This is a genomic window from Bifidobacterium canis, from assembly GCF_009727065.1.
GTDB classification, from domain to species: domain Bacteria; phylum Actinomycetota; class Actinomycetes; order Actinomycetales; family Bifidobacteriaceae; genus Bifidobacterium; species Bifidobacterium canis.
Genome location: NZ_WNLP01000006.1, coordinates 122298 through 136077 on the forward strand (window position 1 = coordinate 122298; position 13780 = coordinate 136077).

The following is a 13780-nucleotide window of genomic DNA, read 5'->3' on the forward strand; positions in this document are numbered from 1 at the left end:
TACGAGAGCGCAATACACGGCACAGAATGCAGAAAGACCGCCCCACATAATGTGGAACGGTCTTTTCTCGTATATACAGAAGACTTAACGCTTCGAGAACTGCGGAGCGCGACGTGCCTTGTGCAGACCAGCCTTCTTGCGCTCGACGACGCGAGCGTCGCGAGTCAGGAAGCCGGCCTTCTTCAGGGCGGCGCGGTTGGCGTCACGGTCGATCGCGTTGAGTGCGCGGGCAACGCCCAGGCGGATTGCACCAGCCTGGCCGGTGGTGCCACCACCGTCAACGAGAACGATCGCGTCGAACTTGCCTTCGAGCTTCAGGAGCACGATCGGCGAGTTGACTTCACGCTGGAGCAGCTTCGACGGGAAGTACTCTTCGAGCGTACGGCCATTGATCTTCCATTCGCCGGTTCCCGGAACCAGGCGAACACGGGCAACGGCTTCCTTGCGACGACCGGTGCCATAGCCAGGAGCGATCGTGGAGGTGCCGGTGCCAGCGCCCGAGTTGGTCTCGGTGGTGAATGCAGCGGTGGTTTCCTCGGTCTCAGTAACCGCGGAGTTGTTGGTATTCTCAGCCATTGTTCTTATCTCCTTCGGTTCACTTTGCCTGCTGCGAGACCTGTTCGATCTCGTAGACCTTCGGCGCCTGGCCAAGGTGCGGATGCTGGTCGCCTGCGAACACGCGCAGACGGGTCAGCTGAACCTTGGAAAGCTTGTTCTTTGGCAGCATGCCCTTGACAGCGTGCATGATGATGCGCTCAGGCTTGTTCTTGAGCAGCTCAGCATACGTGTCACGACGAAGACCACCAGGACGGCCGGAGTGGGAATAGAGTTCCTTGTCCAGCTTGTCGCCAGTCAGAGCGATCTTGTCGGCATTGATGATGATCACATAGTTGCCGGAATCGGCATGTGGTGCGAAGGACGGCTTGTTCTTGCCGCGCAGCAGGTTGGCTGCGGCGACGGAGAGACGGCCGAGAACGACGTCGGTGGCGTCGATGATGTACCAGTCATGAGTCAGATCAGCTGGCTTCGGTGTGAAAGTTTTCACGATATACCTTTTCTTTATATTGTGTTTCGGATCGTCCGGCGTGGGTTGGTTAGTCCCTTGGCTTTCAGATCTCATTACCGTGGGCTCCCTGAAAGTCCTTATGCGAGTGGGAAAGCGCTTTGAAGGACCCCGTAGGGAAACACAACAATCTATTAGTGTACCGCATTGCTTGACATTTTCACCCACCGCACGAGCCGTTTCATTGCGGCTTCATCGAGCGCTTGATTTTACTCCTACAACGCTCAAACAACCTCCGATCAGTGCTGCACGGGCGCGATTTGGAGGGAGACCTGCACGCCGTTGGCACTGACGAACTGCGTGCCGACCTCATGGAACCCCATTGACTCGTGGAACTTCAGACTCGGCTCGTTGTAGGGAATCGTGTCGATTTCGGCGGCCACCACTGGAGATTCGGTTTCGCGCGCGAGGTCAAACACCGCATCATAGATCGCGCGCCCCACTCCCCTGCCGCGGTAGGGAGCGTCGATGGCGATGCGGTCGACATATACGAACTGCGGATAGCGTTGCGCGAACCAGTGGTAGTTCTGGCTGTCGTAGGCATCGAAACCGTCTCTCATCACAATGGCGAACGCGGCAGGGGCACTGTCCACTTCAGCGATGAATGTGCGCAACGCCCCTTCGTCGAGTTTGCGAAGATGGGCTTCGTCCATCGGCGAGAGCACCGCCACGTTCTCCTCATTGACCCGCAGAATGAACGGGTAATCCTCTTCACGCGCTTCTCGAAGCACTACGTCGCCGCTCATGTACCATCCTCTCTAATATGCAGCTGCTCCAAGTTATGGTTTGACGCTCCAAGTGGCGATGAAGGTTGGGATGCTCAGCTCGTGGAGGCGTCCGTCACCATTCGTGTCTTCATACAGCGAGCGCAGCACGAAGCCAGCGTTGAGCTGACCACCGATCTGCTCTTCGAGTGTGTGCGAGAACTGCATGCCGCCATCGTCTTGCTCCAGCTCAAGACGATCCTCTTCGCTGACGAGCGGGTTGAACGGGAGACCGTGCACGATCTTCGTTTCGGTGGAGTCCACGATGTAGTTGACGCCGGTGTCGTAGCCGCCGAGGAAGGAGCCACCTGAGCTCAGCACGCGGAAGCATTCGCGGAACACTGGCTCGACCTGTTCGATGTAGCAGTTCGATACCGGGTGGAGAATCAGATCGAAGGAATCATCGGCGAACGGCAACGGCTGGGTCATGTCGGCCTGCACCACATTGATGTCGTAGCCTTCGCGCTGCGACACCTCGAGTTCGCTTTCGCATTGGCGGGTCGAATAGTCGAGCACTGTGCACTGTGCGCCAAGGGCTGCCATAATCGGCATCTGCTGAGCGCCGCCGCTCGCCAAACCGAGCACGCGCTTGCCTCGCACATCACCAACCCATTCGTGAGGAACGGGTTTCGTGGGCGTGAGCAGTATGTCCCAGTCCCCTCGCTTCGCACGCTCAAAATCCTCGTGGGAGATGGGCTCGCCCCATTGCCAACCGTCATCGACCCAGCGGTCGGTGGTTTGCGCGTTTATACTCTGGTAATCCATGGCAGTTTCCTTACCTGCGTAAGCATTGATTGGTTCTAGGCTACGTGACGGAGCGGTCAAACACCGTGAGCATACTACTTCTGTTAACTGCACGCCAACGCGAATTTTCACGCACAGTTAGCAGGAGCAAATTGTTAACTGCAGCTGAGTGAGCCTCCTTGCGTGCATCCAACAGAACGGAGCTGCTCCGTGTGCACCAGTAGCCATCCTCGCGTGCAAACAACAGAATGATTATGCTAAATGCACGCTGATGAAGCTCTTCGCGTGCATCCAACAGAACGGACATGCTCATTGCACGCCAGCAATGCTCCTCGCCTGCAATCAACAGAATTGGCCTGCGGAATGCACGCGAACAAAGCTCCTCGCGTGCAGCCAACAGAATGAAGCTGTTCAGAGCATATGAGCAAGGCTCTTCACGTGCACACAACAGAAGAGAACTGCTAGATGCAGTCCAACAGGCTGCTTCGAGTGCAGCCAACAGAATGAAAGTGCTGAAAGCTAATGAAGAAGCGTCGACGTGCACACTGAGCAGAATTGACCTGCTGGCTGCAGGCGAACAAAGCTGCTCACGTGCAATTAGCAGAACCGGGCTGTTCCGTGCGCGTAAACGGTTCTCCTCACGTGCACGCAACAGAAGAGAGCTGCTGGATGCACGCAAACGAAGCCTCCTGCGTGCAAATAACAGAATTATTCTGCTCAATGTGCGCGAGCGATGGCTCCAACGGGCATTGAGCAGAATATACCTGCGGAAAGCAGGCAGAGATGCCACTGACTCAGGCAGGTCGATGCACGCAGGCGGAAGAGCATAGCAAAATGGGCGGCAGGAGAACCTACCGCCCATTGCAGGAGAATAGCGAATCAGCTGTTCATGATCTTGGTGATGCGCTGAAGCAGATCGGAGTCGAAGAGGTCTTCGAGCGCAACGTTCTTGCCGTCATAGTCGGCAAGCGGAATGCGCCAGTTCGGGTATTCGTTGTCGGTTCCCGGCTGGTTCTGCGTGCGGCGCTCGCCAACGGCGTCGACGAACGAAACGGCCTGCAGCTTGCACGGCGAGCTCTTGAGGGCGCGGTAGAGCGCTTCGACGATCTCCTGCCAGCGGCCTTCTTCGTTGTTCATCACGTCAACGTCGAGGTAGCCGTTGTCGACGAGCATCTGCAGCATGGCGCGGTGTTCGGACTTGGCGCTTGCCTCGAATGCGCGGCTGTCTTCACCGAGCAGTCCGAGCTCCTCGCGAACGCGAACATGCTCGTATTCGAGGTAGCCTGCGGCCGGCGGCATGTCGTGGTTGTCGACCGAGGCCAGCGCGTATGGACGCCACTTCTTCGGTGGGATGAACACGCCGTCCATCTGTTCGAACCATTCGACGGCGCAACCGAGAATGGCGTGCTCCGAGAGCGACTGCTGCACATACGATGGCACAACGCCGAGGTCTTCGCCGACGATCAGGCCGCCGACGCGGTTGGCTTCGATGGCGAGAATGGCGAGCATCGTGTTGTGGTCGTAATAAACGTAGGTGCCGTTGGAAGCTGGCTGGCCTTCCGGAATCCACCACAGGCGGAACAAACCGAGGATGTGGTCGATGCGCACAGCGCCGGCGCAGTCGAACATGCCGCGAACCATTTCGCGGTACGCCTTGTAGCCGCTTTCCTTGAGCGCCACCGGGTTGAGCGGCGGCTGGCTCCAGTTCTGGCCCTGCTGGTTGAACATGTCTGGCGGGGCACCCACGGTGGCGCCGTTGGCGAAGCGCTCAGGGTTCCACCACACTTCGGAGCCTGCCGGGTGCACGCCGACCGCCATGTCGCTCATGATGCCGATCTTCATGCCAGCCTGACGTGCGGCCTGCTGTGCGGCATGCATCTGCTCGACGGAGATCCACTCGAGCCAACGGTAGAATTCGAGCAAGTCGGCGTTATCTTCGCGAAGCTGCTGAACTTCCGGCGAATTCTTATCGTACTTCTTGATCCAATTGTTCGGATCGTTCTCCGGCTTGCCCCACTTCGCGTAGCACAGGCACCAGGTGGCATAAGCTTCGAGGTCTTCGCCCGCCTGAGCCTTGTATGCGTCGAACGCCTTCTGGCGATCCGGCTTCAAACCAGCGTTGAAGATGGTGCGCAGAGCCGGCTCCTTCTCGAGCCACATCGCATCACGGTCGATGAGCTTCGGATCGGTGTTGTAGGTTTCCATCTTCGCGTGCGCGTCTTTGATCGACTGCTTGGCGGCATCGTCAAGGCCGTAGTATTCCGGAATGTCTTCCGGATGAATGTAGGTGAAGTTGATGAAGCGGCGCGACACCGGCAGGTATGGCGATGGCGTCAGCGGAGACACCGGCTCGCCTGCGTGCACCGGGTTGATGAGCATGAAATCGGCGTTCGTGTAGCGCTTCGAATTCATGAGCAACGTGCGCAGATCCGCAAAGTCGCCGACACCCCAGGATTCCTGGGAACGAATCGAATAGAGCTGCGCCATCCAGCCCCACAACGAACCGTTCTTCAGCGGGTTGAGCAGCGGGATGCGCTGTGGCGCGCTGATAAGCGTTGCATCGGCCGTGCGGTCGCCGGATTCGATGTGCAGCGTGTGGTAGCCGATCGGCAGATCGTCCGGCAGCACCAGCTGCGCGGTCGAGAAGAACGTGCCGTTGACTTCATGCACCTTGACATCGGGCAGTGGCTCGATGACGAGATCCGAGGTGTAGGCGTCGCCGTTTTCGAGAGTGATCGTCGCCTTTGGCGCATCGGTGATGCCCACGTGAATCGGCACGTGCGTTTCGCTGCCCACGATGTGCAGCACGGTCGGCTCGACCAAACGCATCGCCGCTTCGTTGTTCACGCGTTCCAAAGCCTGCTCGATGGCCTGTGGGGTTGAGGCGTCTACGTTGAGCGCCGCCAACACTGCAATAAGCACGTCGTCGGGAATTTCGTGGAAGTCCTGCGACATGCCGACATAACTGGTTGCTACGCCCATGGATTGCGCCAGACGCACCAGCGGGCGCGCGAGACGTTCCGGGCTTTCTTCATGCTGTTGACTCATAGTCATTAGTGTATGCCATATTCGCCGGTTACGCGCGTTTTTCGCACGAAAAAGCAAACGTTTGCATCTCCTGCACGTTATCGGCTTGCCGCCGCTTTCGCCACCTCGGGGCTCGGGTCGTTTTTCAGCCTATCGAGAGTCTCCTGTGCGGTGTTCGGATTGAGCGCTACAGCGCGGCGCACCATCGTCGCCAAAATAACCGGCGCGCCTTCCTCGCTTTCCACTCCCAGTTTTGCAAGGAAATCCAAGGTTTGCGCATCAACTTCGGGATTTTGAGCGCCTTCCATGCGCATTTTCCACGACGTCTGCGGATTCTTCAGCGCCGCGTCACGAACCTCCGCCACCGGATCTTTCGTCAATCTGCCGACGAGCCAGTTCTTGTCGTCGGTATTCGCTGCCACAGCTTCGCGCACTTCCGGTGACTCGTCTTCCGACAGCTTAACCAGCACGTTCGGGAACGGCATCGACTGCGCGAGGAACACGCGGTCTTCCAACGGCGTGTGCGCGTTGCCCGCGACCGCTTCGAGCAGTGCCGTGGCGCGCGAGAACGCAGCTTGCTGCGCACGGTCCGGCAGTGGGCGCCGCGCGAAGTCGTGCAGCTCCTGCTCGTCGGTCGAGTGCCGCAGTCTTTCGTACGTCGTCGTCAACGGTTCGAACTGCTGTGTTTCTTCCTGCGCGCTATCTTCCGCCATGCTCAATCCTCATTCATTCACGTTGTGCTGATCTGCTCGGACTATCTATTATCAGCGCATCGCCCGGTTTTGCAAATCAAGAAACTCCGGTGTGACCGTCGCGCTGAATGCCTCGGTCACGCGGTGTTCGAATTGCTCGCGATCGCTGTTGTTCACTAGTATTTCAAGCTCCACGTGGTCGCTGAAATCGGCGTTGAGTTCCACGGCGCCGAGCGTGGAGATCAGGTGGCGCATAGGCCCGAGTTGCGCATATTCCAATGGCACGCGGTAGCGAGCGCACACGACGATCTGCGCAACGTCGGCTGCTTTCACCGCGATCGACGCGCCTGTGGAATATGCGCGAATAAGTCCGCCGGAACCGAGCAGAATACCGCCGAAATATCTGGTGACGGCGATCACGCAGTCGGTGAGACTGTTCGCGCGCAGCACGTCGAGAATCGGTTTGCCGGCAGTGCCCGAAGGTTCGCCGTCGTCGCTCATGCGTTCCATCACGCGCCCGTCTTCGCCGGTGACGATCGCCGCGTATGCCACGTGCCGTGACTTCGGGTGCTGCTCGCGAATCGTTTCGACGAAGGCGAGCGCATCGTCGAGTGAGTCGATGTGGCACGCGTCGCCTATGAACTCAGATTTTTCTCGACGAACGAGTCGTGTGCGGGCGAATCGGCTGTGTTGAGAATCGTACGCATAATCTCCCTCGTCTGCGCGCAGTGTGAGCACACACTGCGGAATATCAATATGCATATTCAGCTTAGCGCCCCGCCTGCGCAGACTGTAGTTTCACGCCGCTGTTTCACACGACCCTGTTGTAGTCGCCGCCTTCGAAGAACGAGACGAGCGCGCGCATGATCTGCTCGGTCATGCTCGCGTACGCGCCGTCGGCGCGCCACGCGACGTGCGGCGTGAGTATGACGCCGGGCATTGTGCGAAGTGGGCTATCTGCGGGCAGCGGTTCCTCTTCGAACACGTCGAGTCCAGCGAGAATGTCGCCGCGCATCAGTCTCCGCTCGAGCGCACCGTGTGCGATGACTTCGGCGCGCGCGGTGTTGATGAACATCGTTCCCGAGCGCAGTTTGCTGAGCACATCGTCGGTTATGATGCCGCGCGTTTCGTCGGTGAGCGGCAGGTGCACCGACACAATATCTGACCCAGCCACCAGATCTGCCATACTGTCGACGAGTTCTATGCCGTCGAGCGAGTCGGCATGGACGTGCGAGTTCCACACGCGCACGTTCATGCCGAAGCCGTGCGCAATGCGCGCGACAGTCTGCCCGATACCGCCGAATCCTAGGATTCCCAGCGTTTTATTGTTGAGTTCGGTGCCGAATAATCCGTGCCAGTCGCCGTTTCTGACTTGCGTATTGAGTTCGCCGACGTGCCGGGAGAGTTCCATCATCAGCGCGACGGCGAATTCCGCGACCGCCGCGTCGCCGTAATGCCGCACATTGCACACGCCTACGCCGTCACGCTCGGCGCGCGGCAGATCGATGTAGCTGGCGACGCCGGTGCCTCCGAACACGAAGAGTTTGACGTGCGAAGTGAGTGCTTCGTAGAGTTCATCGGTTATATGCACGCCGATGACGATAACCGCGTCGGCGCCTTCGCAACGGCGGATGATCTCCTGCGGGTCGAGCGTCGTGTCGGTGTACATGCGCAGGCGCGTCACGTCACGCAGCATATCGAAATGCTGCATGAACGGTTCGATCATGTCGTCAACCACGCAGGGCATCACCGTGAGCGGCAGATCCGTGCGTTCCTGCTGGGTGTGCAAAATCCGTGTCATGGGCAGCAGTGTAGTTATCGCGTATTTCGTACGACGCGCCGGTGTGAGATTTCACAGCAGTGTTGTGTTTGAAATTTTAGTCAGATTTTGAGGTGATGGCCGTCTGTTATTGAACAGCCGCAGCCCAATAAGCGCAACATGTTCGAGCATTATCTAGGCAAAAAGACTTGTATTATTTAGGCAGCTTTTCGAAAATCATTCGAAAGACTTTAGGTCAAATCGCCCAGAAATTTGCAAAATTCGGCATGCGGGCACTATCATATGCAAGTGAAGCGACGGACAAAGGCGTACCGCTGCTTCAACTAACTTGCGCAAATCCCCAATGAGCGCAAGCATATTCGCTTTCTCTTAAAAATCTCTGACAGAAAACAGTGAATCTTCTATTAATTCGTGCGCTTTGCCTTTTATGCGGCATTGGAAACGGTTCTACCGACAGCGAGAAGACTCACATGGCATTCGTTCGAGTATCGCGTTGACGTGTGCGCGCAGGATGTGACGGCATGTGGTTCGAACACAGTAGTCCGGGAATCGGGCGGGTATGCGGAACAGGAAAACAAAAGGCTTCCGGCACGAACCGGAAGCCCCAGCTGGCGGAGTCAGAGGGATTCGAACCCTCGAGCCGCTTACACGACTAACACCTTAGCAGGGTGCCCCTATCGGCCACTCAGGCATGACTCCACGTTGCAATCAAGCAACGAATATTGATAGTAGCAGATAAAACGGACGAAACACCGGAGTGAACAAAAATTCGTCAACACGGCGACAGGCGCACAACTTCCATTCGAACATTTGTTCAGCTAGAGTGGCCATATGAGCACTGCACCGCGAATAGAAGCCGCCAAACGCGACTGGGGCCACGACGAGCGTGGCTGCACAGTGCTGCATATCGACATGGATGCGTTCTTCGCATCACTGGAAATCGCGCGTCACCCCGAATATGCGGGCAAGCCGGTGATCGTAGGCACCGGGCACCGCGCCGTGGTTTCCGCGGCGAACTACGAGGCGCGCAAATATGGCATCAATTCGGCTATGCCAGCTGCGCGAGCGCATCAACTGTGCCCGAACGGCATTTTTCTGCCGGTCGACCATCACTACTATTCGGCGGTGTCGCACGAGATCTTCCACCATATTCTCAGCGAGATAACCGATCAGATCGAGCAGGTGTCGGTCGACGAATGCTATATGGATGTGTCCGGCGCGCTGCTGCGCTGGAACAGCCCCACGAATATCGCGCGCTGGGTGCGAGCGCAGGTGGCGGAACGCTACAACATCACCTGTTCGGTTGGCATTGCGGGCAACAAACTCGTGGCGAAGATGGCGAGCACGAACGCGAAGCCTGATGGCATGCTGCTCATTCCGTTGAGCAAGCACGCGCAGTTCGTGCAGATGATGCCATTGCGGGGCATTCCCGGCATCGGACCCGCGCAGGAGAAGCGGCTCAACGCGTGGGGCATCAATTCAGTGGCAGAACTTGCGCAGTGCAGCGTGGACGAGCTGACGCGCGCCACCGGCTCCGCGCTTGCCGCACAACACTTGTGGGAGGCGTCGCATGGCATCGACCACCGCCCGATCGTGCTGCACGCGCCTGAGAAATCGATCGGACAGGAGCGCACGTTCAGCGAGGATTGCGAGGAGCTCTCGACGGTGAGTGCGCTGTTGCGCCAATGCTGTGAGAAGGTCGCCGCTTCGTTGCGTGCCCGTCAGCTGCTCGCGCGCACGCTCACCGTGAAATTGAGGTTTCCGGACTTGAGCTATATGACGCGGCAGATGCAACTCGAGCAGCCGACCGACGCGGCGAGCGCACTCTATCCGGCGAGCGTTGAACTGCTACTGCGCATGTTGGCGATGCCGCAAAGCGTTGCGGGAACATCGGCGAGGCTCACTCGGCCGATTCGTTTGGCGGGGATCAGCGCAAGCGGGTTAAGCGAGCGTTCGCAAACGGTTATTCAGCCGACGCTTGACGATCTGCTGGAGGAGAGCGACGAGCCGTCCGGCGAGATGAAGTCCACTCGCATGCGGACGGCTGAAGAGGCGCTCGACAAAATACGCGAGAAATTCGGCACCAACAGCGCCCATCTCGGTGCTTGACGAGGGGTTAGGCGAGGCGGTTGCAGGCGTCTTGTATCTGCTCCGCGGGTGCCGTCGACGAGAAACGCAGATAGCCGGGTGCGCCGTAGAATTCGCCTGGGCTCGCCACGATGCCGAGCTGTGCGAGTTCTTCGAGGTCTTGCCAGCAATCCCCCGTTTTCGCCTTCACCCACACATACAACGCCCCCTGAGGCATGTTCACGCGGTAGCCGTTGCCGCGCAGAGCGCACACGAGATCGCCGAGACGTTCGTAATACCTGTTGTGCTGCTCGCGGGTCGCATGCACGTCACGCAAGCCAGCCGCCATCGCCGCTTGCACCGGCCCCGGCATGATCAGTCCGATCTGCTTGCGGAACACCGTCATGCGGCTGAGAATTTGCTCATCGCCGGCGAGCAATGCCGTGCGGTAGCCAGCCATGTTCGATTGCTTGCTGAGCGAATACAGCACGATGATGCCTTCGGCACTCCCCTCGCACACATCCGCACGCAATGCGCATGGCGACGATTCGAGATCGGCTTGCGTATTGCCGTCTCCGTCGTTGGCGGGAGTCCAATGCATCATCGCATAGCATTCGTCGGAAAGCACGACGGCGCCGATCTCACGCGCGGCCTGCACGATCCGATGCAGCTGTTCCGCACTCAACACCTCCCCCGTGGGGTTGCACGGCGAATTCACCCAAACAGCCTTGACCTGCGGAATCGACTGCCATGACGTCACATCAGCGATATCGTCGACCTTGTGAACCTGCGCGCCGGCAAGCTGCGTGCCGATCTCGTAGGTCGGGTAGCTCACGCGTGGTTGCACCACCACATCGCCTTGCCCGAGCTGCAGCAGCGACGCCATGAGCGCCACGCCCTCTTTCGAGCCGACGGTGGGCACCACGTCAGCGTGAATGGCTTCAAGTTCAACGTCGCGGCAGTTGCGGAACCACTCGTTGATGGCCGCACGCAGGTCGGCTGTGCCGGCGGTGACCGGATACCCGTAGGCGTTCGGGTCGTTCGAGGCGACGGCGAGCGCCTTGCGCACGGAATCTGGCACCGCGTCAACCGGCGAGCCGACAGACAGGTCGATCATGCCGCCTGGCGCGTTCGCGGCGATGCGCTTGAACCTGGCGAGACGCGACCAGTCGTATGGCGTTGAAAAATCCTGGAATCCCATAGTGTTCCTTCACAGTTGAATGCATTGAATACGTCGGCGAATACGGCGATAACAGCAGCGGAAAACAGCAAAGGCGCGTTCGCGCACCTCAAGCACCGAGGTGTGCGAACGCGCCCATGAGCCACGAATCAGGCGGCGTTCTGCGGTGGCAGAGCGGCGACGCGCTCGGGATCCTTGCCGATAGGGCCGACTGCCTGGGCACCGCCCAGATCGCCGACTTCGGCGAAGAATTCCACGGCTGCGTCTTTATACCACTCCCACTCCGGTGGAAGATCGTCTTCGTAGAAGATGGCTTCGGTCGGGCACACTGGCTCGCAGGCGCCGCAGTCCACGCATTCATTCGGGTTGATGTAGAGCGAACGTTTGCCTTCGTAGATGCAGTCCACTGGGCATTCATCCACGCATGCCTTGTCTTTGACGTCAACGCAAGGCTGTGCAATCACATAGGCCATCGCTACCTCCTTTTATCTGTCACTAGAGTACCGCTGAGTGCGCACAGCGGCACACCAAGGCATGTCTCCACGAACCGCCATTGAGCGCAACTATGATTGCGCTGGCGTGTTCTTTTCGCCCGCTTTCGCTTGAGACTTCGCCGGCGTTCCCGCCTTCGCCGCCTTGAGATGCTGGTGCTCCTCATATTGCGCGACTTCGGCGTCAAGTTCGCCTGTGCCGACGCGGGCATGCCTGTAGCCGTAGGCGAAGTAGATGATGAATCCGACGACGAGCCACACGAGGAAGCGAACCCAAGTGAGCACGGTCAGGTTGAGCATCAGGTAGAAGTTGGCGAGCGCGACGAGCAGCGGAACCCACGGGTTGCCTGGCATCTTGAAGCTGCGCGGCAGGTCGGGGCGCTTCTTGCGCATGATCGGGATGGCAATGGCGACGAGCGTGAATGCCGACAACGTGCCGATGTTCACCATGTCGGAGAGCACGTCGATGTTGAAGCAGGCTGCGATCAGCGCGACGACCACGCCGACGACGATCTGCAGACGGGCTGGAGTGCCATGCTTGCCGGTGCGCGAGATATCGCGCGGCAGCAAACCGTCACGGCTCATGGCAAACACCACGCGGGTCAGGCCGAGCAGCAGCACCATGACGACGGTGGCGAGGCCGAGGCAGATGCCGAAGCTGATGATCTTCGCCGCCCAATCCGCGCCGACGAGCTCGAACGCGGTCGACAACGACGGATTCTGCACGGAGGCGAGCTGCTTGTAGGAGACCATGCCGGTGGTGACGATGGCGACGAGCACATACATGATGATGATCAGACCCATGCCGACGCCGATGCCGAGCGGCACGTTGCGCTTAGGATTCTCGGTTTCCTCGGAGGCGGTGGCCACCACGTCGAAGCCGATGAACGCGAAGAACACGAGGGCCGCACCCGAGATGATGCCCGGCACGCCGTAGATGGTCGGCGACGCGTGCGTGAGCCACTGGAAGAGCGGCTGCCCCATCGTTCCGTTGACCGTGGTGGCGTTCGGCACGCTGGAGGCGGGCTGTGCTGGAGGGATGAACGGCGTGTAGTTCGATGCCTTCACGTAGAAGAATCCGACGACCACGACGAATAGCACGACGGCGATCTTGAGCACGGTCATCGCGCCGTCGACGCGCGCGCCGATCTTCGTGCCGAACACGAGCAACGTAGTGAAGAACGCGACGATCACAATAGGCGCGATGTCGAGATGGAACGATCCTATCGTCACATTCGTGTTGAAGTTCAATCCCATCAACCGCATGAAGTCGTTCAGGTAGACGCCCCAGTATTTGGAGATGACGGAGCTTGCCATCAGCATCTCGAGAATGAGATCCCAGCCGATGATCCATGCGAAGATCTCACCGAGCGTCGCATATGTGAACGTGTATGCGGAGCCTGCCACCGGCATGACCGACGCGAATTCCGCATAACACATGACCGCTGCGCCGCAGACGATGCCTGCGATGATGAAGCTGATAATAACCGCTGGACCTGCGTGGAACGCCGCGGCTTGCGCACCCACCGAGAAGATGCCGGCGCCCACTGCGACGGCGACGCCCATAACAGCCAGATCCCACCAGCTGAGATTGCGTTTGAGTGAATGACCCTCTTCTTCCGTCTCAGCCAATGTCTGCTCGACGGATTTTGTTCTGAATATCTGCACGACGTGCCCTTATTCTCTCTTCCAACACAACAATGGCCGACTTCCTTAGCTTTTGGCTTCGCCGGTTCTTTCGTGGTCATATTACGACGCTAAGTTAACGCGTTTCGCTCACAGTGATGTTTATGTTATCGCGAATAATACAGTTGAATATTTAAACAAAGTTCGCCAGTATTTCATAATTATGTATGAAATACTGGCGAATATGTAATAATAATTATTATTTTCTGTGTCATATTTTGAATTATGACCACTGCTCCTTGTGCTGCGAGTGTTTCCGTTAGATTTCCACGTTGACAAGCACGGG

Annotated in this window: 11 protein-coding genes, 1 tRNA gene and 1 pseudogene; 1 reads left to right on the forward strand and 12 read right to left on the reverse strand. The window is 58.5% G+C overall.

From position 1 onward, the window contains the following. Positions 1 to 84: 84 nt before the first annotated feature. From rpsI to GSD1FS_RS06590, 9 genes and pseudogenes are all read right to left on the reverse strand, one after another. The gene (rpsI, locus tag GSD1FS_RS06550; protein ID WP_004268556.1) at positions 85 to 576 is read right to left on the reverse strand and encodes a 30S ribosomal protein S9; all 492 of its coding nucleotides are present in this window, start codon (positions 574 to 576) and stop codon (positions 85 to 87) included. 19 nt (positions 577 to 595) lie between these two features. Further along, positions 596 to 1045 carry a 50S ribosomal protein L13 gene (gene rplM, locus GSD1FS_RS06555; protein WP_343030237.1) on the reverse strand — a complete coding sequence of 150 codons (450 nt, stop codon included), beginning with the start codon at positions 1043 to 1045 and terminating at the stop codon, positions 596 to 598. Positions 1046 to 1302: 257 nt separating this feature from the next. After that, complete coding sequence (locus GSD1FS_RS06560) at positions 1303 to 1809, reverse strand: GNAT family N-acetyltransferase (RefSeq protein WP_155588905.1); 507 nt, start codon at positions 1807 to 1809, stop codon at positions 1303 to 1305. A 33-nt stretch (positions 1810 to 1842) separates the two neighbouring features. Further along, on the reverse strand, positions 1843 to 2592 hold the full coding sequence (locus GSD1FS_RS06565) for a class I SAM-dependent methyltransferase (RefSeq protein ID WP_155588906.1): 750 nt from the start codon (positions 2590 to 2592) through the stop codon (positions 1843 to 1845). An 858-nt stretch (positions 2593 to 3450) separates the two neighbouring features. Then, complete coding sequence (malQ, locus tag GSD1FS_RS06570) at positions 3451 to 5619, reverse strand: 4-alpha-glucanotransferase (protein WP_155588907.1); 2169 nt, start codon at positions 5617 to 5619, stop codon at positions 3451 to 3453. 77 nt (positions 5620 to 5696) lie between these two features. Then, positions 5697 to 6311, reverse strand: a complete 615-nt coding sequence (locus tag GSD1FS_RS06575) for an AbrB family transcriptional regulator (protein ID WP_246165976.1) — start codon at positions 6309 to 6311, stop codon at positions 5697 to 5699. A gap of 51 nt (positions 6312 to 6362) precedes the next feature. Then, positions 6363 to 6997, reverse strand: a pseudogene (locus GSD1FS_RS06580) (IMPACT family protein). Between the two features lie 104 nt (positions 6998 to 7101). Further along, complete coding sequence (locus tag GSD1FS_RS06585) at positions 7102 to 8091, reverse strand: NAD(P)-dependent oxidoreductase (protein ID WP_155588908.1); 990 nt, start codon at positions 8089 to 8091, stop codon at positions 7102 to 7104. 588 nt (positions 8092 to 8679) lie between these two features. Then, positions 8680 to 8769, reverse strand: a tRNA-Ser gene (locus GSD1FS_RS06590). Between the two features lie 132 nt (positions 8770 to 8901). Between GSD1FS_RS06590 and dinB the strand changes: the two genes are divergently transcribed. Beyond that, positions 8902 to 10179 carry a DNA polymerase IV gene (dinB, locus tag GSD1FS_RS06595; RefSeq protein WP_155588909.1) on the forward strand — a complete coding sequence of 426 codons (1278 nt, stop codon included), beginning with the start codon at positions 8902 to 8904 and terminating at the stop codon, positions 10177 to 10179. Positions 10180 to 10186: 7 nt separating this feature from the next. Here the strand turns inward: dinB and dapC are convergent, their stop codons facing one another. The 3 genes from dapC to GSD1FS_RS06610 form a co-directional block, all read right to left on the reverse strand. Continuing rightward, positions 10187 to 11338, reverse strand: coding sequence for a succinyldiaminopimelate transaminase (dapC, locus tag GSD1FS_RS06600; RefSeq protein ID WP_155588910.1), 1152 nt, complete (start codon positions 11336 to 11338; stop codon positions 10187 to 10189). Positions 11339 to 11466: 128 nt separating this feature from the next. Next, positions 11467 to 11790: a ferredoxin gene (fdxA, locus tag GSD1FS_RS06605; protein WP_155588911.1), complete on the reverse strand. Its 324-nt coding sequence runs from the start codon at positions 11788 to 11790 to the stop codon at positions 11467 to 11469. A gap of 90 nt (positions 11791 to 11880) precedes the next feature. Then, on the reverse strand, positions 11881 to 13476 hold the full coding sequence (locus tag GSD1FS_RS06610) for an amino acid permease (protein WP_343030238.1): 1596 nt from the start codon (positions 13474 to 13476) through the stop codon (positions 11881 to 11883). Between the last annotated feature and the right edge of the window lie 304 nt (positions 13477 to 13780).

Coding starts and splice junctions, on each gene's coding strand:
- rpsI (WP_004268556.1), bottom strand. CDS start 576: ATGGCTGAGAATACCAACAACTCCGCGGTTACTGAGACCGAGGAAACC.
- GSD1FS_RS06560 (WP_155588905.1), bottom strand. CDS start 1,809: ATGAGCGGCGACGTAGTGCTTCGAGAAGCGCGTGAAGAGGATTACCCG.
- GSD1FS_RS06565 (WP_155588906.1), bottom strand. CDS start 2,592: ATGGATTACCAGAGTATAAACGCGCAAACCACCGACCGCTGGGTCGAT.
- malQ (WP_155588907.1), bottom strand. CDS start 5,619: ATGAGTCAACAGCATGAAGAAAGCCCGGAACGTCTCGCGCGCCCGCTG.
- GSD1FS_RS06575 (WP_246165976.1), bottom strand. CDS start 6,311: ATGGCGGAAGATAGCGCGCAGGAAGAAACACAGCAGTTCGAACCGTTG.
- GSD1FS_RS06585 (WP_155588908.1), bottom strand. CDS start 8,091: ATGACACGGATTTTGCACACCCAGCAGGAACGCACGGATCTGCCGCTC.
- dinB (WP_155588909.1), top strand. CDS start 8,902: ATGAGCACTGCACCGCGAATAGAAGCCGCCAAACGCGACTGGGGCCAC.
- dapC (WP_155588910.1), bottom strand. CDS start 11,338: ATGGGATTCCAGGATTTTTCAACGCCATACGACTGGTCGCGTCTCGCC.
- fdxA (WP_155588911.1), bottom strand. CDS start 11,790: ATGGCCTATGTGATTGCACAGCCTTGCGTTGACGTCAAAGACAAGGCA.